The organism is Sulfitobacter sp. (assembly GCF_036960155.1).
Lineage (GTDB): Bacteria > Pseudomonadota > Alphaproteobacteria > Rhodobacterales > Rhodobacteraceae > Sulfitobacter.
Window position 1 is genome coordinate 180,828 of record NZ_JBALWB010000007.1, and the last position, 22,853, is coordinate 203,680.

Annotated in this window: 16 protein-coding genes; 8 read left to right on the forward strand and 8 right to left on the reverse strand. The window is 53.8% G+C overall.

Annotation, left to right across the window (positions count from 1 at the left end; all coding sequences use genetic code 11):
* Window positions 1-181: 181 nt before the first annotated feature.
* The gene (locus V7775_RS16085) at window positions 182-784 is read right to left on the reverse strand and encodes a lytic transglycosylase domain-containing protein (protein WP_335752923.1); all 603 of its coding nucleotides are present in this window, start codon (window positions 782-784) and stop codon (window positions 182-184) included.
* A 206-nt stretch (window positions 785-990) separates the two neighbouring features.
* Between V7775_RS16085 and ssb the strand changes: the two genes are divergently transcribed.
* Entirely contained in the window at window positions 991-1,542 is a 552-nt protein-coding gene (ssb, locus tag V7775_RS16090) for a single-stranded DNA-binding protein (RefSeq protein WP_335752924.1), read from the forward strand.
* Window positions 1,543-1,665: 123 nt separating this feature from the next.
* Here the strand turns inward: ssb and V7775_RS16095 are convergent, their stop codons facing one another.
* From V7775_RS16095 to V7775_RS16105, 3 genes are all read right to left on the reverse strand, one after another.
* The gene (locus tag V7775_RS16095; protein WP_335752962.1) at window positions 1,666-2,211 is read right to left on the reverse strand and encodes a YaeQ family protein; all 546 of its coding nucleotides are present in this window, start codon (window positions 2,209-2,211) and stop codon (window positions 1,666-1,668) included.
* 219 nt (window positions 2,212-2,430) lie between these two features.
* Window positions 2,431-3,543 carry a 3-dehydroquinate synthase gene (aroB, locus tag V7775_RS16100; protein WP_335752925.1) on the reverse strand — a complete coding sequence of 371 codons (1,113 nt, stop codon included), beginning with the start codon at window positions 3,541-3,543 and terminating at the stop codon, window positions 2,431-2,433.
* On the reverse strand, window positions 3,536-4,132 hold the full coding sequence (locus V7775_RS16105; RefSeq protein WP_335752926.1) for a shikimate kinase: 597 nt from the start codon (window positions 4,130-4,132) through the stop codon (window positions 3,536-3,538). Before V7775_RS16105 ends, aroB begins: the two co-directional genes overlap by 8 nt.
* Window positions 4,133-4,209: 77 nt before the next feature.
* On the opposite strand from V7775_RS16105, the gene V7775_RS16110 reads away from it, so the two are divergent.
* Genes V7775_RS16110 through V7775_RS16120 form a run of 3 tightly spaced genes read left to right on the forward strand, consistent with a single transcriptional unit; the run spans window position 4,210 to window position 6,942 of the window.
* Window positions 4,210-4,362 carry a hypothetical protein gene (locus V7775_RS16110; protein ID WP_335752927.1) on the forward strand — a complete coding sequence of 51 codons (153 nt, stop codon included), beginning with the start codon at window positions 4,210-4,212 and terminating at the stop codon, window positions 4,360-4,362.
* Window positions 4,363-4,366: 4 nt separating this feature from the next.
* Window positions 4,367-5,968 carry a hypothetical protein gene (locus V7775_RS16115; protein ID WP_335752928.1) on the forward strand — a complete coding sequence of 534 codons (1,602 nt, stop codon included), beginning with the start codon at window positions 4,367-4,369 and terminating at the stop codon, window positions 5,966-5,968.
* Window positions 5,965-6,942 (forward strand): site-specific tyrosine recombinase XerD, encoded by a 978-nt coding sequence (locus V7775_RS16120; protein ID WP_335752929.1) that lies wholly within the window; start codon window positions 5,965-5,967, stop codon window positions 6,940-6,942. The genes V7775_RS16115 and V7775_RS16120 overlap by 4 nt, the downstream gene beginning before the upstream one ends.
* Here the strand turns inward: V7775_RS16120 and V7775_RS16125 are convergent.
* Window positions 6,879-7,697: a metallophosphoesterase family protein gene (locus V7775_RS16125; RefSeq protein ID WP_335752930.1), complete on the reverse strand. Its 819-nt coding sequence runs from the start codon at window positions 7,695-7,697 to the stop codon at window positions 6,879-6,881. The genes V7775_RS16120 and V7775_RS16125 overlap by 64 nt on opposite strands.
* Before the next feature lie 71 nt (window positions 7,698-7,768).
* Here V7775_RS16125 and V7775_RS16130 point away from each other — a divergent pair, with 71 nt between their 5' ends.
* Window positions 7,769-9,076, forward strand: a complete 1,308-nt coding sequence (locus V7775_RS16130) for an HlyC/CorC family transporter (RefSeq protein ID WP_335752931.1) — start codon at window positions 7,769-7,771, stop codon at window positions 9,074-9,076.
* Window positions 9,077-9,488: 412 nt separating this feature from the next.
* Here the strand turns inward: V7775_RS16130 and V7775_RS16135 are convergent, their stop codons facing one another.
* On the reverse strand, window positions 9,489-11,912 hold the full coding sequence (locus tag V7775_RS16135; protein WP_335752932.1) for a GcvT family protein: 2,424 nt from the start codon (window positions 11,910-11,912) through the stop codon (window positions 9,489-9,491).
* Between V7775_RS16135 and V7775_RS16140 the strand changes: the two genes are divergently transcribed.
* From V7775_RS16140 to V7775_RS16150, 3 genes are all read left to right on the forward strand, one after another.
* On the forward strand, window positions 11,901-12,839 hold the full coding sequence (locus V7775_RS16140; RefSeq protein ID WP_335752933.1) for a DUF7003 family protein: 939 nt from the start codon (window positions 11,901-11,903) through the stop codon (window positions 12,837-12,839). The genes V7775_RS16135 and V7775_RS16140 overlap by 12 nt on opposite strands.
* A gap of 119 nt (window positions 12,840-12,958) precedes the next feature.
* Complete coding sequence (locus V7775_RS16145; protein WP_335752934.1) at window positions 12,959-15,376, forward strand: GcvT family protein; 2,418 nt, start codon at window positions 12,959-12,961, stop codon at window positions 15,374-15,376.
* Window position 15,377: 1 nt separating this feature from the next.
* Entirely contained in the window at window positions 15,378-15,977 is a 600-nt protein-coding gene (locus V7775_RS16150) for a nucleotidyltransferase family protein (RefSeq protein ID WP_335752963.1), read from the forward strand.
* Here the strand turns inward: V7775_RS16150 and V7775_RS16155 are convergent.
* Both V7775_RS16155 and V7775_RS16160 read right to left on the reverse strand, forming a co-directional pair.
* Window positions 15,970-17,073 carry a Hint domain-containing protein gene (locus tag V7775_RS16155; RefSeq protein ID WP_335752935.1) on the reverse strand — a complete coding sequence of 368 codons (1,104 nt, stop codon included), beginning with the start codon at window positions 17,071-17,073 and terminating at the stop codon, window positions 15,970-15,972. The genes V7775_RS16150 and V7775_RS16155 overlap by 8 nt on opposite strands.
* 315 nt (window positions 17,074-17,388) lie before the next feature.
* Window positions 17,389-22,848: an Ig-like domain-containing protein gene (locus V7775_RS16160; protein WP_335752936.1), complete on the reverse strand. Its 5,460-nt coding sequence runs from the start codon at window positions 22,846-22,848 to the stop codon at window positions 17,389-17,391.
* Window positions 22,849-22,853 lie beyond the last annotated feature (5 nt).

The window sequence follows — 22,853 nt, forward strand, 5'->3', positions numbered from 1 at the left end:
TTAATGTATCGTTTTTCATTTGGGCCAGATTTAGGCAAAATAGGGATGCGAATATGGCTTACGTGAACACTATTGCCCCGCAGCCGCTTCGTGCACCCATAAAATAAGGGGGTATTGAGTAAAATCTTCGCCACAATCTCATGTCAAAGAATACACAGATATAGCGGCAATAGACCTAGAATCAGCTGCCCGCGATGATGCGAACGTAGTTCTTTGTCTCGCGGTAGGGTGGAATTCCACCGTATTTCTTTACCGCACCCGGTCCCGCGTTATAGGCGGCTAGCGCCAAACGCCACGTTCCGAACTCATTATACTGCTGCTTGAGGTAGCGTGCGCCACCCTCAAGGTTTTGCTTGGGAATTGTAGGATCAACCCGCAACAAGGCGGCCGTTCCCGGCATCAATTGCGCAAGGCCAATCGCCCCCGCATGCGAAACCGCCTTGTGGTTCCAGCGGCTCTCTTGATGAACCAGACGTAGGAAAAGATCCTGTGGAATGCCATGCTTATCCGCTGCGGCCCGGGCCATGGCCAAAAACGGCCCTTTATAGCGGCCGCGGTATTTCCTAACCTTCTCGCCGCTGCCATCGTCCCATTTGGTTGGCGTTACAACCGTCGGCGGCTGCAGACGAGCAGAGCTGTGGTATTGTTTGGAAGCACGGGTATCGAGCAGCTTCTTTTGCGTCGCAAATAGTTTGCTGCGGTTTTTGGACGAGAAAATATCTGCCGAAACGGGCGAGCCAATGCTCAACGTTCCTGCAATCAAAGCCACTACTGCTATGCGCATCTTGCTATCAGCCCTCAACATCGTGTTTGATTGGCACTATATCAGACATGCAGCCCGTGACCAGACCTTGATACGCAAGCCTTCGCTCCCCATGATAAAGCAAGTGTGCCTGCCCCGCGATCCCGTTATAAGACGCCAAACTGGTACGGCGAGATTCGGCCGATACTGAAACACACATAAACCAAGACACCAACAAGGAGAGCAGCATGGCCGGCTCAGTTAACAAAGTCATTCTTATCGGCAATCTGGGGCGCGACCCTGAAGTGCGCAGCTTTCAGAATGGCGGCAAAGTGTGCAACCTGCGCATTGCAACGTCAGAGAACTGGAAAGACAAGAACACTGGCGAGCGCCGTGAAAAGACCGAATGGCATTCCGTTGCCATATTTAACGACGGTCTGGTCCGTATCGCCGAGCAGTACCTGAAAAAGGGTTCCAAGGTTTATATCGAAGGCCAGCTGCAAACACGCAAGTGGCAGGATCAATCCGGCGCAGACCGCTATTCAACCGAAGTTGTCCTGCAAGGTTTTGGCGGCACGCTGACCATGCTTGACGGTCGTGACGGCGGAGGTGGTGGATATGACCAAGGTGGCGGTGGTGGTGGCTACGACCAAGGCGGTGGCGGTGGTGGATATGACCAAGGCGGCGGTTATGGCGGCGGTGGCAATCAAGGTGGCGGCAACCAAGGTGGCGGTAATCAGGGCGGCGGCAACCAAGGCGGCGGCGGTGCACGTGATCTGGATGACGAAATCCCGTTCTAATCCGCAACACCCACAGAACGTAAAAGTTCTAACTTCTGACTAAGATCTGCCCCGCCATACTTTTTGGATAGGGGCAGATCACACAACACACGCTGGGCTGACAATACAGCCAACCTAGGTCAACTACGCGCTATCTTTCAACTTGATTGGGGTGACGTAAACGATGCCGTCATCAGCACTGACCATCACATCGCCGTCCTGAATATTTACTTGCAGCTTCATTCCGCGACTTGCCAGTTTTTCCAGTTCGCGGGTGTCATCCTCTGAAAAGTTTATAACCGAGAGGTTGTCAAACCGAGTGGTGCTGTTTTTGATCTTCTCCCACCACACATCAGCCGTCCTGCCGCCGTAACAATAGACGATCACCTTGCTAGCTTTGCCACAGGATTGACGCACAACCTTCTCACTAGGAAGTCCCAAAGCCACCCACAACTCCAGCTCGTCACTCAGGCTTTTTTGCCAAATGTCTGGCTCGTCATCTGTGGAGAGGCCTTTGGTCAGTTCCAATTGCTCATGGGCATTTAACGCAAAAGCGAGAAGACGCACCATTAACCGCTCATCCGTTTCGGAAGGATGTTTAGCAACGGTCAGTTTATGGGTCTCATAATAGTGACGATCCATGTCGGAAACGGAAAGTTCAACTTTATAAATAGTGGCTTTTTGCGCCATGATTTGTCCTGAAATTGCTGCGATAGGGATGCCTAGTGCGTCTGGTGACTTTGTGAAAGCAGATAAAGATGGCCCATAATATCCCAAGATATTTTCCTTAACGGGCAAAGGCATTATCGGCGAGCGCCTCTCATCTAATCCAATGAGGGTGATAGAGTGTGTGAATCCCATGACTAATGTCGTGTTTCACTGGCGGCACCACACCGAGTGATTAAACGCCTAACGTTGGGCCAACGCATCTTTCAGAACAGCCAGCACATCCGTTTTTGAAACGTCACCAGTCACAAACGCCTCGCCAATATCACGGGCAAGGATAAAGCGAAGCTGGCCCTCGACCACCTTTTTATCTTGCCCCATCAGCCCCAACAGCGCGTCGGCATCCGGCAGGTCGCCTTCGATGTCAGCCAGATCAACCTTCATGCCCATGGTACGCAAATGCGCCCGCACGCGGCTTGGCGCTTCTTGGGAGCACAGGCCGATACGCGATGACAGTTCAAACGCCATGGCACAGCCAATCGCAACACCTTCACCGTGCAACAGGCGGTTGGAATAGCCCGTTGCCGCCTCAAGCGCGTGACCAAAGGTGTGGCCAAGGTTCAGCAACGCGCGCTCGCCCTGCTCGGTTTCGTCGCGCACCACAATGTCGGCTTTCATTTGGACCGAACGGCGCACAGCCTCAACACGTACGGCGCCATTTCCGTCAGCCAATGCTGGCCCCTTCTGTTCAAGCCAATCAAAGAACGCGGCGTCCCCCAGCAAACCGTATTTCACGACCTCGCCGTAGCCTGCCAGAAAGTCGCGCGGTTCTAGTGTGCCCAAAACGGCGGTATCCGCCAACACCAACGAGGGCTGGTGAAACGCACCAACAAGGTTCTTGCCGTGGTGCGTGTTAATCCCTGTCTTGCCGCCAACTGAACTATCTACCTGCGCCAGCAGCGATGTGGGGATTTGTACAAAACGGACGCCACGCCGCAAAACGGACGCCGCAAACCCAACCAGATCGCCAATCACACCGCCCCCAAAGGCAACAACCACGTCGCCGCGCTCAACCTGTTGATCAAGGAGCCACTCAACACAGCGGGTCAGTTCGGCCCAGCATTTGGTCCCCTCACCGGGAGGGAGGCACAGCGCCTCCATGCTGATGCCCTCCGACGCCAATCCAGCACGTAATGTTTCAAGGTGAAGAGCCGCCACGTTTTCATCGCTGATCACAACCACTCGGGGGCGGTGCAACAAAGGCGCTACAAAGCTGCCCGATTTTGCAAGCAGGCCCGGTCCGATTTCTACATCATAGGCGCCCCCCGGCAGGGCGACATGTACACGTTCATTCATCAATCAATTCCAGCACGTCAGGCCGCGTTAGCAGCGTATCAATCACCCGTTCGGCCATTGCATCAATCGACAACTCGGCAGCGCACGCGACACACAGCTCGGACAGTTTGTAGATCGGTGTGCGGGCGGCAAAAATCTCAGCCAAAGTTGCACGCGGATTATCAGTGCGCAGCAAAGGCCGCGTATCTTTGTTTTTCACACGGCTCCACAACAGATCAAGGGGTGCATCCAACCACAGCGCAACACCACTTTGGGTGATGTTCTTGCGGTTTAATTCGGCCAGATATGCGCCACCACCTGTGGATAGGATACCATTTTGAGTCTCAAGCAACCTGCGGATTACTTCTGTTTCGCGTCTACGGAAGAACACTTCGCCGTCTCGCTGGAAAATCTCTGGGACGGACAGGTTTGCTGCCGCTTCGATCTCGGCATCGCTGTCCAGAAAAGGTACATCCAGCTTGAGCGCAACAGCGCGCCCTACAGCGGTTTTTCCAGCCCCCATCATACCCACCAAGGCCACCGTCTTTTTCAGACGAAAGCGCGGGTTGGGTCGGCGGATGTTAGCCGTGGATTGATCAATTTCACTCATTTGTCTCTGAATGACGTGATCTTACTGGAAAGGCCATATATAGTTTAAGAAAATATTGGCAAATCAGGCAGGATTTCATGTTAGGCAAACTATTTAAGCTTTTGTTTATCCTTGCGATTATTGGATTTATTGGACTAGTCGGGTTCGCCTATGTTGGTCCTGAACTCGGGATAGACTTTGCTCCTGCGGCGCAAGAGATTCGGATGCCTGTCACACTGCAGGGGCAGTAACAGCATGTCTGGCCATGTATGGATGGGCTTACGCGCCAGCGTAATCGGAATAATTATCCCTTTTGCATGCTCTGCACATGCAGAATCTCGCACACCTTTGTCAGTGATTGACTGGCTGAATAAACCAACGCCGCAGATTGCGCTGCCGCGTGCGCCCTCGCCACAATCCAAAAAGCCTACGACGGTGCCCCTTGATGAACCCGCAGTTACAGAAAGCGGCACGGCCCCCAAGATCACCACTAGCCCCTTGGCCACAGGGATTGCGCACAATGTTGGCCTTGTGCCCCCTGCAGTGACTGGAATAAAACCCGATCTATGGTCTGGCAGTGACGCAGCCCACATCGCCCGTCAGATCAAATCCTTGCCAGAGTTGGATCTACCTGCTGGCAATGCACTGCTTTTCACTTTGTTACTTACCGAGGCGTCGCCCCCTACCGGAGCCGCCAACGCACAAGATACCCTCACCCTCGCTCGTGTGGAAAAATTGGAATCTCTGGGTGCGGTTGACCCTGCGTTGGCGTTGATCGAACAGGCGGGTGCGCAAACCTCACGTACCCTATTTGATGTTTGGTCCCAGCTGAGCATGCTTGTCGGCACCGAAGACACCCCGTGCGGTGCGCTGTCGCGTGCGCCCTACCTTACCCAAGACGCCGCCATTAAGATTTTTTGTGCAGCCCGCGGCGGCGATTGGGATACGGCGATGCTGACCTTTGGCTCAGCCAAGGCATTATCCTTGATGCCCCGTGAAAAGCTTAATGTGTTGGACCGCTTTCTGAACCCTGATCTTTTTGATGATGCGCGTGCACTGCCGACGCCGCGCAAAATTGATCCCCTCACCTTTCGTCTCTTTGAAACAATCGGAGAGCCGCTGTCCACCAGCCCGCTGCCGCGCGCCTATGCCGTTGCGGATTTGCGCGATGTCGCGGGCTGGAAATCACAACTTGAAGCAGCCGAGCGGTTGACCCGTGTTGGTGCGCTGCCTGACAACCATCTTCTTGGCCTTTATACTGACCGTAAGCCTGCCGCCTCTGGCGGGATTTGGGATCGAGTGCGTGCTGTCCAGCGCTTTGATACAGCGCTTTCAACAGGGAGTGCTGATGCAGTAGCAAAAACACTGCCTGCTGCATGGCGCGAGATGAAAGCCGCCCAGATTGAAGTTAGCTTTGCGACATCTTTCCAAGAACGTCTTGAAGGGCTTGAGCTGAAGGGGACATCAGCCGTTATAAAAGAGCGTATGGGATTACTGTCTCCGGCGTATGAAACCGTTGCATTGGCGCTGAAGGATGATCTTGATTTGGGCCCAAACACCGCGTTATTGCGGGCTGTTGCAGTCGGCGAAGGCGCTAGTGATGCGCCTACAGCTGCAGTTCCGCGCGCGATCCACGATGCTTTCACAACCCCGACGCCAAACACTGAACTATTAGAATTGGCAAAATCTGAACGCCTAGGTGAAGCGCTGATTGCAACCCTTGGATCTTTACGTGATGGCGCACGGGGGGACACCCGCGCGCTGCGCGAAGCCCTTAGCACCCTGCGCGCTTTGGGTCTGGAAGACACTGCCCGCCGCGCCGCCTTACAAATCTTATTGTTAGAACGAACACCATGAACACACGTGCTCCCTCCTCCTGGATATCTATGTTTCTCGAAGCGCAGGCCGCCGAGCTGGGCGCGGCTACAAATACATTGCTGGCCTATGGCCGCGATCTAAAAGATTTTGACGGATGGCTGGCACGCAAGAATTGCACCTTTGATCTGGTGGGCCGCACTGATGTTGAGGAATATCTGGTGTATTGCGACGCGCAGGGCCTTGCCAAATCCACCCGCGCACGACGTCTGTCTGCGGTAAAGCAACTGTATAGATTTGCATTTGAAGAGGGTCTGCGCAGCGACAACCCCGCCATCCAGATCACAGGCCCCGGTTTGGACAAGAAGCTACCAAAAGTTCTTTCTGTTGAGGAAGTTGATCGCCTGCTGTCTGCTGCCCGTTCATTTGGGCGTAACGATAAGGACCGCGTACGCAATACATGTTTGATGGAACTCCTTTATGCCACGGGCATGCGGGTGAGCGAGCTGGTTGGCCTTCCCGTGAGTGCCACGCGCGGTGATCCCCGCCTGCTGTTGATCCTTGGGAAAGGCGGAAAAGAACGGATGGTCCCTCTTTCGCCTGACGCCCGTGATGCCATGGCTTTGTGGATCCGCATGCGGGACGAAAATGAAGCCACACGCGTCGCAAATAAACTGCCAACCTCAAAGTTTCTATTTCCATCACGCGCCAAGGAAGGCCATCTGACGCGGCATCGTTTCTATCTGTTGATCAAGGAAATTTCCGTGGTCGCTGGTGTAGATCCCAGCAAGGTCACCCCGCATACGTTACGCCACGCCTTTGCAACGCATCTGTTGGCAGGTGGCGCCGATTTACGCGCGATCCAAACCATGCTGGGCCACGCCGATATCGCCACAACAGAAATATACACCCATGTTCTGGAAGAACGCCTGTCCGAGCTGGTACTAGAGCATCACCCGCTCTCTGAAACCGCGACGCGCAAATCATCCGGTAAAACATCCTCAGACGGCCAATAACCACTTTTCAGGGCCTCACGGTAATCAGCTGGCAATCCTGCAACATCCATATCTCTGACAGCACCTGAAACGTCATACTCCAGCATCTCAATCTGCATCTTGCCGCCCGTAAGGCGAGCAAACCGCGTTTGTGTGCTGCCGTCATGGGGTGGCATCCCGATCACCCCCGCATTGAGCCACGCACCTCTGCTGGTCTGGCGGATAAAAGGCAAACCCGAATGTCCGGCAACCACGGCATCAACAGGCCCTGTGACCCTCTCTAATGCATCCCATTCACTGGAAAATACCGCGTCTTCGTCTGTTTCCCAAATGAATTGGGCCACGTCGCGCACACCGCCGTGGATCACGGCATAACGTTTCTCATGATGGGTAAAGGTCGCCACATCCGGCAACGTCTTCATCCAGCCTATTGCCTCTGCATCCAGCTTAGATTGCGCAAAGGTGTACCATGCCACGCTAAGGCGGTCGCAGGCGGTACCCTCTTCAAAACCGCAGCCGCAGTTATCTGCATTCTGCGCCAGCTGTATTTCGCAATTACCTGCAACAACCGCACAGCCTGAGGCGCGGATCGCGGCGACACTGGCCGCTGGAGCGCCGCAATAGGCCACAACATCACCCGTACAAATCACGTGATCACGTGCGATTTTTGCAGCACTGGCAAAGGCAAATACGGCCTTGCAGGCCTGCAAATTGCTATAGGGACCACCAAACAGCAACACATCACCGTTCAACTCACCTAATTCGCAGTGTTTCATGCCTGCTCCTCCTTGAATGCGCTCGGGCCAAACCCCATAACAGATAGGATTACCACGGAGAGGTTTCCCACATGGACTTGCCACAGGCAACGCCCGATACAGCGTTCTGGATTTCGATCGCTATCATTCTGTTTCTGCTTATTCTATCCGGCTTTTTCTCTGGATCAGAAACCGCGCTGACGGCTGCGTCGCGCGGCAAATTACGCATGCAGGCAGACAAGGGATCAACAGGCGCAAAGCGTGCGCTGCGGATTACAGAGGATAACGAGCGGCTTATTGGCTCTGTTTTACTGGGAAATAATCTGGTGAACATCTTGGCCGCTTCCCTTGCGACGGCCCTGTTCACACGGCTGTTTGGCGAAAGCGGCGTAGCACTGGCCACGCTGGTTATGACCTTGTTGGTGCTTGTCTTTGCCGAAGTGCTTCCCAAAACATATGCCATCACCAACGCCGAGCGTGCAGCCGCCCTTGTTTCTGGCCCCATCAGCCTTGTGGTGCATGTGTTTGCACCTGTGGTGAGTGTTGTGCGCCTGTTGGTGCGCGGCATGCTTAGTATCATGGGTGTTTCGGTTGATCCTGACAGCAACATCCTTGCGGTGCGCGAAGAGATCGCAGGCGCACTGCAGTTGGGCCACTCTGAGGGTGTTGTCGAAAAAGAAGACCGTGACCGCATCCTTGGGGCGCTTGACCTGCGCGAACGCGCTGTTGAAGAGATCATGCTGCACCGTTCCGGCATCGAGATGATTGATGCGGGGAATGAAGCGGCCGATATTCTGGAACAGTGTCTGCAATCAAATCACACCCGCCTGCCCGTCTACCGCGATGACCCAGAGAACATCGTTGGTGTGATCCACGCAAAAGACCTGCTGCGCGCCATGTACAAGCTTATTGGTGGTCCCGAAGGCGACGCTGCCGCGCTCAAGAAATTCGACATCTCGGATGTGGCGATGGAGCCGTATTTCGTTCCCGAAACCTCGACGCTGGACGAGCAGATGCGCCAGTTCCTGCACCGTCGCACGCATTTTGCACTGGTGGTGGATGAATATGGTTCGCTTCAGGGCTTGATCACCCTTGAGGACATCCTCGAAGAGATCGTGGGTGAAATCACGGATGAATTTGATCCGCTGGCGGAAAATGCCGTGAAGACCGACGCTGAAGGGCAATATCTGGTTGAAGGTGCCATGACCATTCGCGACCTCAACCGCGCCAACGATTGGAACCTGCCTGACGAAGAGGCCAACACAGTTGCTGGTTTGGTCATCCACGAGGCCCAGATGATCCCGACCAGTGGTCAGGTGTTCTTGTTCCACGGCTTTCGATTTGAGGTTCTGAACCGTGAAGGCAACAGGATCACCCAACTGAAGATGCGCCCACTTTAACGGCTCCCTTTAGTGGCATGAACCAATGTCCGCTAATCGGACTGTGCTGCCGTCTACATAATCACCCAGGAAGGCTTTAGAATTTCCGTTTCGCCCCCTGTCTTCAGGAATTTGGGCATCAACAAACCCTGTTTCTTGATTTCAAAACAAGTTCGCCTGACAGACACGGAGCATTTATAATCGGCCCATCCTACGGATGTAATTTCTGAAAAAACCATTTAAATTCATATCGTTATCACTAAATCAAATCAAAACATCAAAGTCCTATTCTGTATTTGATCCGCAACCCAGTGCATTGCACAGCAGACGATCCGCCCATCTTCTCGAGCGTCTCGGTATCGATCAGCCTGTTAATCTCACCGCTGTTTGACGCCTGCTTTAACGCTTGGCCCCTTTCGAGCCAAGCATTCGCCTATGCACGCAAGCGTTGGCCTTTGGGATCAAAGGGCGGTTCTGCTAGAACGGTCGCTTTATGCGCGACACCCAGCACCATCACATCAACTGTATCTCCGGCGGCAACGCCTTTGACGAACCCCAATGCCAGTGACATTCCAACCGAATAGCCATAAGCCCCTGACGTTACACGCCCGATGCCAACACCGTCTTTAAATATCGGCTCACCGCCTGTGGCATCCGCATTTGATGCATCCGTCTGGCTTGCGTCCAGTTCCAGCAACACCAGCTCTTCACGTGCAGGGTTCTCCATAGTCCCCGCAACCGCATCGCGGTTGAGGAACGATTTGTCCAACTTACACAGACGCGCAAGGCCAACCTCCTGCGGCCAATACTCAGGGCTGTATTCCCGCCCCCATGAACCGTAACCTTTTTCAACGCGCAACGACATCAACGCGCGGCTGCCCACAGGGCCAGCGCCGACATCCTTGCCCGCAGCAATCAAGGCCGCAAACAACGCGGGCTGATCGCCCTGCGCGCAGTGCAGCTCCCACCCCAGATCGCCCGTAAACGACACCCGTAGCGCTAGGCAACGCACGCCACCCAGCTCGATCCACTTGGAGCGCATAAACGGGAAATCCGGCGTCGCAAGTGAAGTGTTGGTCAGGCGTTGGAGCATCTCACGCGATTTAGGCCCCGCCACGTTGAACCCGCACATATCGTTGGTGCGACTTTCAAATGTTGTACCCGCGGGTAGCGGCACTTCCTTAAAGAACCGTTGGTGATAGCGTTCGGCCATGCCGGACCCAATGATCCAAAATTCATCTTCGGCCAATCGCGTGACTGTGAAATCGCCAGCGATCCCGCCGCGTTTCCCGATCAGCGGTGTTAGGCACGAACGCCCTACTTCGCGCGGCATGTTGTTGGCGAATAACGCGTTCAGCCAGCTCTCAGCGCCTGGGCCTTTGCAGATGTATTTGGCAAAATTCGAGATATCGATGATGCCAGCATTTTCACGCAGCATTTTGCACTCGCGCCCCACCACATCCCACCATGGCTGGCGGGTGAAACCATGTGTCTGGTCCTCGGCACCAACCGTGTCACCGAAATACAGCGGATGCTCCCAGCCATAATTCAGGCCAAACACCGCCCCCATATCGCGTTGGGTGTCATAGATCGGACGCACCCGCGCCGGACGGCCCGCACTGCGTTCTTCATTTGGAAAGTGGATTTTAAAACGGTTGGCGTATTGGTCACCTACCTTTGCCTTGGTAAAGGCTTTGTCAGCCCAATCACCGAACCGCGCGACATCCCATGCGAACATGTCATAGCGCGTTTCACCAGTGACGATCCAATCCGCTGCCAGCAGACCCATGCCACCTGATTGGCTGAACCCGGGAATAATGCCGTTACAACAGAAGTAATTGCTTAGTTCAGGCACAGGACCAAACAAAACGTTGCTATCGGGCGACCAGATCATCGGGCCATTGATCACCCGTTTGATCCCTGCGGTCCCCACAACAGGAACACGCTCAATCGCGCGCATCATGTTGTCCTCAATCCGCTCTAGATCATCGGCAAACAGCTCATGACCAAACCCTTGGGGCGTGCCGTCTTCGGCCCAGAACACCATGTTTTTTTCATAGGCACCAACCAGCAGGCCTTTGCCCTCTTGGCGCAGGTAGTATTCGCCGTCACGGTCCGCAACGGATGGTAGGCGCGTATCAAGCCCTTCGATCTCTGCGATGCTTTCGGTCACAAAATACTGGTGCTCTGTTGGTTGCAGCGGCAATGTGATCCCTGCCATTGCAGCCACCTCACGGCCCCACAGACCAGCAGCATTCACAATCCACTGCGTGTGGATATCACCCTTTTCAGTGCGCACAATCCATGTGCCATCTGGCTGCTGCTCGGTTCCCGTCACAGGGCAAAAGCGAATGATCTCAGCGCCGTTTTGGCGGGCACCTGCCGCATAGGCATTGGTCACACCTGACGGGTCTACATTACCACCTGAGGGTTCAAACATGATGCAGCGAATGCCGTCATAATCGACCAGCGGATGCAGACGCTCGGCCTCATCGCGGCTCACCTCATGAAAGTTCAGGCCATAGTATTTCGCCTTGGCCGCTTGTAGGCGCAGCTGATGTTCGCGCGCTTCCGTTTGCGCCAGATACAGCGATCCGGGCTGGAATACACCACAGCTTTGACCTGTCTCAGCCTCAAGCGCATTATACAGATCCATCGTGTAGTTCTGGATGCGCGTGATGTTGTTATTGTCATGCAGCCCGTGAATATTGGCCGCCGCATGCCAAGTTGAGCCTGATGTCAGCTCATCGCGCTCTAGCAAAACAACGTCAGACCATCCCATTTTGGTGAGGTGATACAGAATGGAGCAGCCGATAACGCCGCCTCCGATGATAACGGCTTGGGCATGGGTGCGCATGAAATCTGTCCTGACGGTGGAATGTTACTCCCCTACCGTGACGGCCATTTGCCACCGCCGATATCCATTTCGCGACATGATTTGTCGCTCTTCAACAAAGAGATCACCTTTGCCACTCTCCCCGCCTTGCGTACACAACCTTTAACTGACACCGTTTTTGGTATGTTTAGCCTTTCTAAAAAACGCCCCAACCGCCCGTTCACTTCAAGAGATATCTTAAGTGCGTTGGACAAATCAGCAGCCGATTTTCAGTTTCCAATGCTGGATAACGGCTACATTTACTTGGCCGCATCAAGGTTATCATTATACGGCTCAACCGATTGTTGGGCCATTGTGATTGAAACATTTGGGTTCTCACCAAGGGTCGGCGAGCCGGACCTAACAATCACAACTATTTCTAATAGGCTACACAACCGAAATTCAGTTTCAGACTATGTCTCACTTGATGCCTATCAATCCTATCTTTCAAACAAGCCAAACACTGATATGCGGAAATTTTGGCCAATATCCAACACCAGTTGGATTGACCAAGACGAGCCTGAGCACGTTGTTTCGAATGGTATTTTGGATCTGAGAGAACGCAAAATGGGCACCCCTGAAAGAGCCGATATCGAGGCCGCAGGAATTGAACTTGAAAGCGACAGAACCGCCATCTTCGAAGTGTGTAGGTTCTTAGCCGAAAAGCATCGCACCGATGTCTTGGGCACAGAAATAGAGCGACGCGTGAGCGTTGATCCTCAGATGCGGGAAATATTGATGCTTGATGACTGGCATCACCCTGATTTGGCGGCAAGTCAGATGCCTAGCCAGACAAGGACCTTCAACAGCTTCGCCCGTATTCTAGAAGATGGGAATTTGGATCGTTTTAAAGTGTCCGAAGTTCCTAACAATCATTGGAAAAACTGGCCCGATGGCGGAACACTTTGAGAAACAGTGACGCAAGCATTGCACTTCAAAATACATAACCGACACATTTTGTCGTAAACCGTCTAGGCAGCATCCCTTGGCTGATTAAGCTCTGCACAACACAAACACGGAGAGCAGACATGAAAACCACATCTCGGGTCGTAGTCATTGGGGGCGGTGTTGTTGGCGCGTCGGTCCTGTACCACCTCACCAAATTGGGCTGGTCTGATGTGATGCTGCTTGAGCGTTCCGAGTTGACATCAGGTTCGACCTGGCATGCGGCTGGTGGCTTTCACACGCTGAACGGCGATACAAATATGGCCGCGCTGCAGGGCTATACGATCAAACTGTACAAAGAGCTGGAAGAGATCACAGGCATGTCTTGTGGATTACACCACGTGGGCGGCGTGACCCTAGCCGACAACCAAGACCGCTTTGACATGCTGTTGGCCGAACGCGCCAAGCACCGGTTTATGGGTCTTGAGACCGAAATCGTGACGCCAGAAGAGATCGCCAAGATTGCGCCAGTGACAAATCTGGATGGGATTGTCGGCGGCCTTTATGATCCACTGGATGGCCACCTTGATCCCTCAGGGACGACACATGCCTATGCAAAGGCTGCACGTATGGGCGGGGCCACCATTGAAACCCACTGCATGGTCACCGAGACAAACCAGCGCCCAGATGGATCATGGGATGTGGTGACAGACAAGGGCACGGTTCACGCCGAGCATATCGTGAACGCAGGTGGGCTGTGGGCGCGCGAAGTGGGTGCCATGGCGGGGGTTTACCTGCCTCTGCATCCGATGGAGCACCAATACCTCGTAACCGAAGAGGTGCCTCTTATCAAAGAGATGATGGCCGATGGGCGTGAGCATCCCCATGTGATGGATCCTGCGGGCGAATCCTATCTGCGCCAAGAAGGTATGGGCCTTTGCATCGGGTTTTATGAACAAACCTGCCGCCCTTGGGCCGTTGGCGGCACCCCTTGGAGCTTTGGCCAAGACCTGCTGGCGGATGATTTTGACAAGATCGAAGAGAGCGTCAATTTTGCCTACCGCCGTTTCCCCGACCTAGAACGCGCTGGCGTCAAGAATGTGATCCACGGGCCGTTTACCTTTGCCCCTGATGGTAATCCGCTGGTTGGCCCTGTGCCCGGTCTGCGCAACTACTGGTCCGCCTGCGGTGTTATGGCGGGCTTTAGCCAAGGCGGTGGCGTGGGGCTAACCCTTGCGCAATGGATGATTGAGGGCGAGCCAGAGCGCGATGTGTTTGCGATGGACGTAGCGCGCTTTGGCAAGTGGATTTCACCGGGTTATACGCTGCCGAAAGTGATTGAGAACTACCAAAAACGCTTTTCCGTTTCCTACCCCAACGAAGAACTTCCTGCTGCGCGTCCGCACAAGACCACATCGATGTATGACATCTTTAGCGATATGGGCGCGGTTTGGGGCCAGCAATTTGGTCTTGAGGTCGCGAACTATTTCGCCAAGGACGATGAGCCAACCTACGAGACACCATCGTTCCGGCGCTCTGATGCGTTCGAGGCCACAGGCCGTGAGGTCCGCGCGGTGCGCGAAACGGTCGGCATCAACGAGGTGCAGAACTTCGGGAAGTATCTGGTCTCAGGTCCATACGCCCGCGAATGGCTAGACCGGATCATGGCAGGGCGTGTGCCAGCGCAGGGGCGTCTATCCCTTACGCCAATGCTCTCCCCCAAGGGTAAACTGATCGGGGATTTCACAATCTCATGCCTCGCGCCCGAGCTGTTCCAGCTCACGGCGTCATACGGTGCACAGGATTTTCACAGCCGTTGGTTTGCGATGAATGCTCAGGACGGCGTGCATATCGAGAACATCTCGGATCGTCGTACAGGGTTTCAAATCGCGGGTCCTTTGGCACGTGACGTATTGCAGGCTTGTACGCTGGATGATGTAGCTGCGATGAAATTCCTTGATGTGCGCTCAATGACCATCGGCATGACAAATTGTTTGGTGCAACGTGTCAGTTACACGGGTGATTTAGGCTACGAAATCTACTGCGATTCCATGGCCCAACGCCAGCTATGGCAAACCCTGTGGGGCGCAGGCGAACCGCTGGGCATGACGCCATTCGGTATGCGCGCCATGATGTCGCTGCGTTTAGATAAATTCTTTGGCGGTTGGTTGCTGGAATTTGGACCTGATTACACGGCAGCGGAAACAGGCCTTGATCGCTTTATCAGTTTTAAGAAAAATACTGATTTCATTGGCCGCGCCGCTGCTGAAGCAGAACGTGAAACTGGCGCTGCGCGCAAACTGGTAGCGTTTGAGGTCGATGCTCAGGATGCTGATGTGCAGGGTTATGAGCCGATCTGGCTGGACGGCACTGTCATTGGCTTTTGTACATCGGGTGGGTATTCTCACCATGCGCAAAAGTCTGTGGCGCAAGGATTTGTCCCGACACCGCAAGCGCAAGATGGATTGGAAGTTGAAATCGAAATCCTTGGCCACATGCGCCCTGCCCGCCTGATCACCACGCCGCTGTTTGACGCAGATGGCGCGCGGATGCGTGGCTAGTATGATTGTTATCGTGGTCCTTGCTGCGGGCGCGTCCAGCCGGATGCAAGGGCGCGATAAATTGATGGAAGACGTTGATGGCGTGGCTCTGCTGCGCCGTCAGGTTTTACGAGCGCTTGGGACCGGCTGCGAAGTATTGGTAACATTGCCCGCTGGCCCACACCCCCGATATGACACCATCAAAGACCTGAACGTGACCGTTGTACCTGTGCCAGACGCCGCCGAGGGAATGAATGCCAGTTTGCGTGCAGGTATCTTAGCTGTGCCAGATGCAGCAACTGGCGTCATGGTGATGTTGGCTGATATGCCCGACATCACCGAAGGCGACATGATTACCATCCTGAATGAGGTGAATTTCAAGTCGGACGTGAAAATTTGGCGAGCCGTCACCAAAGCCGGAGACCCCGGTCACCCCATCATTTTCCACAAAGACTTACTGCCACAGCTATCCGCGCTTAGCGGTGATCAGGGCGGTAGCGCAGTGGTTAGGGAGAACCGCGATAAAACACAGTTCATCCCTCTTCCTGCGGATCATGCGCGCACTGATCTGGACACGCCTGAAGCATGGGCAGACTGGCGCGCACGCCGTGACATTACTTAACCAGCAATGCTGCCTCATGCGCCTTTAGGCTGCGGCGCGCAGACATGTAGCCTTTGACGCCTTCATGTGTGCCAAGTGATGGGAACAACTCAAACAGTTCCGTACGCTGCGCATTTCCAACGCCTGCCAGTGATTGCAGACCCGGCTGAAAGCTTTCGCTCCATGTGCCGTCTGACAGGATGACCTCGTGTTGGTCAAACATCAGGTGGATGTAGGTCGTCGCGACATCATGCACAATCGAAACACCCGGCAGTCCGGTGAGATGTTTGGCCGCTACAAGGACTTCGCTTTCTTCAAAATACAGCGCTGTCTTATCACTTGCCACCAGCATTCTGTGGTTAGGCGAAACCATCATATCACGCTCTGGCAGATCATTGCCTAACGCGCCCTGCCGGATCAGGATTGGACACAGATGTTCGGCAGTGGAAAGTTCGTCCGCCGACATGTCACGTGTTCCGATCCAGCGGATCACCTGAAGCCCATTGTCACGCGTGACAATGCGGTCCCCTACTTTCAGGTTTTCAACCCAAACTTCGCCGCGCGGTGTCGCGATACGCGTTCCGGGTGTGAAACACGGAACAACTTTTTCGATGTTCTTAAAGGAGATCTGCCCTGCGTCGTTCCCGTCGGCATCGTAATACTGAACGGTGCCTCTCTCAGGATCATCGTCGTTAAACTCAACAACAAAGCGCCCGCCTTCTTCTGCGGATCCTTCTAGGTTGATGCGGTCAAAATCGGAATTGCCCCCTTCACCACCATCAATCAGATCACCTGCAGTGACGTTATAAAATATGTCGTTGTCGTCTCCCCCGATCAACGTATCAGAGCCTTCGGCCCCGTTGATCAGGTCTGAACCCGTGCCGCCGTCAATGACATCCTCCCCAGCGCCACCAAACAGGTCATCATTCCCGTCCTCGCCTAGGATTGTGTCATTGCCATCATTACCAAAAACAAAATCGTTACCCTCGCCAGCCAACAGGTCATCATCACCAGCACCACCTGAAATGGTGTCGCTCCCCTCGCGTGAAAGGATCAAGTCATTTTCGTCAGTGCCTTGAATGCTGTCGGATTGGTCAGTGCCATTGAAATCGGCCATCGTATGAACCTTTGTTTTGTTGTTCCATCGTCGCAACTATTCGGATGAGTCACAGTTACCATGGGTCAACTTGAGAAAACAAGAAAAAGCCGTAAATTAACTATATTTTTCAATAACTTGGAAACAGTAGTTTTCTAAAATTGTAACTAAACCCAAGATAGAAACAATAGAAGGGAGATGAAATGCGGAGCCTCTTCGGGCTCCGCTTTCACTCACTCAGGATCACTAGCCCCGAATGATGCTGCATACACGTGTACCCTCAGGCGCGTCCTATTTTGGAGCGCCTGAGGGAATTCTTTTTATGAGGCTTACAGTTTACTTAGTAACCAGCTTCGCTTCGTGCTTTTTCAGCGACTTGCGGGCTGCTGCGTAGGCTTGGATGCCTTCGTTGGTTGCAAGTTCTGGGAAGAGTTCCAGAATTTCGTCGCGGGACGCATCGCCAACGCCGGCCAGTGACATGTCACCAGGCTGGAAGCTTTCGGTCCAGCACCCATCAGAAAGGATCACTTCGTGCTGGTCGAACATGATGTGGATATAGGTGGTATGCGACACGTCAACCACGTCGATCCCTTCCATATCCGTCAAGTGTTTCGCCGCAACCAAGACTTCACGCTCCTCAAAGTAGAGGGCCGTTTTATCATTAGCGATCAGCACGCGGTGCTGAGGCGATACCATCATATCACGTTCTGGCAGACCGTTACCCAGCGCACCTTCGCGGATCAGAACCGGGCGCAGATGTTCTTGCGCTGTCAGTTCTTCGCCTTGCATGTCACGTGAGCCAATCCAGCGGATAACCTGCATCCCGTTGTCACGGGTGATGATGCGGTCGCCAACTTCCAGCGTTTCGACTTTGCGCTCACCTTTTGGTGTTGCGATCAGTGTACCCGGCGTAAAGCAAGGAACGACTTTTTCGATGTTGCTAAAGACCAGCTGGCCAGCATCCGTACCGTCGGCGTTGAAGTAGTTAACAACTCCGTTTTCAACGTTGTCATCGCTCAGAACTACTTCCAAACGACCACCTGTAGGCGCAGATCCCGTGAGATCAAGACAGTCAAAGTCATCGCCCGATTCAGAACCATCAACAACATCACCAGCGTTAACATTGACGAAGTTGTCGCGATCCCCGCCACCAGTCATCGTGTCGTTGCCATCACCGCCATCAAAGATGTCGTTGCCGGAACCGCCAACAATGCTGTCGTCTCCGTCGCCACCGTTGAGTGTATCATCACCCAACGCGCCTTCGAGGGTATCGTCACCTTCGCCGCCGTTCAGAACATCGTCATCCTGACCGCCATCCAGCAAATCGTTACCAGTACCACCGTCCAACGTGTCGTTGTCGTTGTTACCGCGCAACGTGTCATTGCCCTGACCACCGATCAGCGTGTCATTACCTGTGCCACCCTCAAGGGTGTCATCATCGATCCCACCATCAAGGCTGTCATCACCAGAACCGCCGATCAGGCTATCGCTGTCGTCGCCACCAAAGATAACGTCATCTCCGGCACCGCCATCAACGGTATCGTCGCCATTGTCAGGCTCAAGGTCAGGCCCAAGTGGATTGCTGCCGTCATCTTCGATTTCCAGAAAATCAAGGCCCAGATCAGGATCGTTATTGGCATAGATCGTGTCGTTGCCAGCGCCGCCTGTGATGCTGTCGTTGCCTTCAGCGCCCACAATACGGTCATCGCCGTCACCACCAGAAATATCATCGTCGTCGATACCTGCGTTGATCACATCATTGCCAGAGCCGCCCGTGATTGTGTCACGGTCATCACCAGTGCTGATCGTGTCGTTGCCAGCACCGCCATCAACGCTGTCGCGGTCATCTTCGGGATCGTCATCCGCATCAAACACACCCGGATACCCAAGGTCAGGAAGCGGATCGCTGTTGCCAGTATCAATGACGTCATCACCAGTACCGCCATCAACATCGTCTGAGCCTTCGCCAGCAACAATAGTGTCATTGCCACCGCCTGCTTCAATGATGTCATCCTGAGGCGCTTCGCCTGGCAGGATGGCATCTTCGTTGTCGACCATATCACCTTCTGGGTCACCTGTGTAACCAGTATCGATCACATCGTCGCCGTCTGTACCGGTCACAATGCCATCGTTAACCAGCACATCTACGGTGCCCGGTGTTTCGCCGCCGTTGCCGTCAGAAACCACATAGGTGATCTCGGCTGGACCAACAAAGCCATCCTCTGGCGTAAAGGTGATCGTACCATCGTCGTTGATATCCACAGATCCATTCGGGCTTGTGGCTTCGATAACGGTAAGCGGATCGCCGTCTGGGTCACTGTCATTCACCAGCACGTCAATTACGACAGGTGTTCCAATTGGTGTCGTGGAAACATCATCTTCAGTAACAGGCGCCCCGTTGGTTGGCGTCAAAGTCACATCAACAAACAGTACCGCCGGATCTTCCAGCTCACCATCTGAGATGGTGTAGTTGACCTGTGCTTCGCCTGTGAAACCGTCATTTGGCGTAAAGGTCAGCGTACCGTCAGCATTGATCACCACTTCGCCATCCGGGCTAGAAGCGTCAACAACTGTCAGATCATCCCCTTCAGGATCGCTATCGTTGTCCAAAACGGACACGGTAATTGGCGTATCCAAAAGTGTTTCAGCGTTGTCATCTTCAGCCAGCGGGCCATCGTTGACCGGAGTAACAGTCACGTCAACAACTGCAGTATCCGTTCCCCCGTTGCCATCTGTGATAGTGTAGGTGATTGTCGCTGGTCCGTTAAAGTCGGCGTTTGGCGTGAACTCAAGCGTACCATCGTCGTTGATTGTGACAGAGCCATCAGGTGATGTTGCCTCAATCACTTCAAGGGGATCACCATCTGGGTCGCTGTCGTTGGTCAGCACATCGATGGTGACAGGTGTGTCTTCATCGGTGGTGGCTGTGTCATCTGCTGCCACTGGTGGCTCTGACGTTTCACCAACTGATACTTTGGCAATCGCAGATGCAACGCCGCCGTTTCCATCCGAAATGGTGTAGTTGATTTCTGCGTCGCCGGTGAACCCATCGTTTGGCGTGAATTCGATTGTGCCATCCGCGTTGATCGCAACAGAGCCGTCAGGCGAAGTTGCCGTTGTGACGGACAGATCATCACCATCAACATCGCTGTCGTTGGCAAGAACAGGAATTGTCACTGGTGTGTTCAATTCTGTCGCAACGCAGTCATCCTCGGCAACTGGCGCGTCATTCACGTTCTCAACTGTCACAAACACACGCGCATCATCAATGCCGCCGTTTCCGTCCGTGATGGTGTAGTTAACCACTGCTTCACCAAAGAAGTCAGCGTTTGGTGTGAATTCAAGCGTGCCGTCACCATTGATGGTTACGGTGCCATCTTCCGAGTTGGCCTCGGTCACTGTCAGCGTGTCGTCTTCTGGATCGGTGTCATTGCCCAACACGTCGATGGTGACAGCTGTCTCCTCGTCGGTTTCAGCCGCGTCATCGACCGCAACCGGCGCAAAGTTCTCTGCGTCTTCGTTCACTGTGATACGCACAACCGCTGCGTCTGTCAGTGAACCGTCAGAGATCGTGTAATCGACCACTGCTTCACCAAAGAAGCCATCATTCGGCGTGAATGTAATTGTACCGTCGCCGTTGATCGCAACCGAGCCATCTTCCGAAGTTGCCTCGGTCACTGTCAGCGCATCGCCATCCACATCACTGTCGTTATCCAATACGGATACGATCACCGGTGTTGCTTCATCTGTCGTAGAAGCATCATCTTCGGCCACTGGCGCATCGTTGATCGGGTTAACAGTTACAGTAACAATTGCATCGTCAAAGCCGCCGTTGCCGTCCGTGATGGTGTAGTTGATCACCGCGTCGCCGTTGAAATCTTCGTTTGGTGTGAATGTAACGACGCCTTCGGCGGTAAAGGTCACTTCGCCGTCCGCGCTGGAGGCTGCAGTCACTGTCAGCGGATCAAGATCTGGATCAGTGTCGTTGACCAACACATTGATATCGCGCGTTGTATCCTCGTCCATGGTGAGGACGTCATCAACTGCGGTTGGCGCTGCATTCTCGTCTACAGGCAGGATCAATTCTTCGATTTCAGCAAAGGTCATTGAGCCGGAAACGGAACCATCGTCATTCAAGAACTCTACTGTGCCAGAGGTCGAGTCGCCATCTGCATCTACAGTTTCATTCACAACCCGTAATGGGCCGCTGTCTGACAGATCAAGCGTGTCATAGTCGTTGCCGCCTGTGCCGCCATCAACAACGTCACCGTCATCGCCGCCAACAAACAGATCAGCATCGTTGCCGCCAGAAAGGCTATCCGCACCTTCGCCGCCAGTCAGCGTGTCATCGCCGCCTTCGCCAAAGATGGTGTCATCGCCTGCGTCGCCCGACAAATCATCATCACCGCCGTAAACTTCAGCAACAGTGCCGCCGGACGTAAAGAAGACGTCTGTAATGTTCACGCTAGTGTTCGCAACACCGGTCTGTTCGTGCAGGATTTCAATGCGCGAAACAGGGCCTGCGATATCAACTTCAAGGGAGTAGAACGGGTTGTCCGCATCGGCATAGTTGCCATCAGCCTGTGCCGTATCGTCACCATTAACGCCATCTGAGTCAGACAACGTGAGGCCACCACCGGCAACCAATGTCACTTCGAGCGGGTTGCCATCTGCATCGTAGGCCAAGACCCGAACAGAGCTATCGCCATCAATGTCATTGATATTAAAGTCAACATTCGCAACAGGTGTATCAAAGCTCAGTTGGTAATTCTCGGATTGGCCATCTGCGCGCGTTACGCTGGACAAAGAGCTGGTTGAGCTGACAGTTTCGTCTTCACCTTCAATGCCATCAACACGCTGTGTGTCGGTCGAGAAGGTTGTATCGGTTTTTGCAGTTCCGCCCAAATTTGTGAATGTGACGTTCACATTGCCTGTGTCTTGGGTGAATCCGTTAAGCATTTCACCGTCATCAACGCCCGCGCCGCTCCAGTTAAAGCTTTCACGTGTCTCTTCAACAGAAGCGACTGCGTCTTTATCCGCAAGTGTGGTGTCGCCATAGATCAGGTCATCGCCTTCGCCGCCCGACACTACATCATCACCCGCGCCCGCATATACATCATCATCACCTTCAAGGGACGTGATTGTGTCGTTACCGCCCAAGGCGTCAACGATGTCATCATCCGCAGCTTCGCCCGCGATCACCGCATCGCCAGCGTCAATACGATCGCCGTCCGGATCACCAGTATAGGCAAGATCGATAACATTTGCGTCGTCATCGCCTGAAACGATGCCGTCTAGTACAACTTCTGGCTGGTTATCATTAAACACCAGATTATCGATTGCACCTTCGCCAACCAGATCAATCTCGAAACGAACTGTTCCAGGTACAAATAGCTGAATAACACTTTGACCATTGTCACCTGTTGGCAAAACAGTTTGTTCACTGATCAGCGTGCCATCTTCGCCATAAAAACGCATGGTTGCTGGATCTTCAACATCCAAGAACGTAAGCGACTTAATTGAAACCGCTTCGTCAAACTTGAACGTAAACGTACCACCACTGGCGTTGTCATCGGGGTCAGACGCATCGCCATCTTCAGAAATGATCAACACATTATCAAGGTTGTCCGTGCCCAGATCGTCATCTTCGCCCGTAGGATTGTTCGTGTCAAAGATCATGGCTTTATCAAAACCAGACCCACCAGCAGTGGCCGAGACCTTTAGGCCAATGTCTTGGAATTGAGTGGTTACAGTTTCGCCGGTTGCGAGATTATTGAAATCAACAGTTCTGATCATGTGAA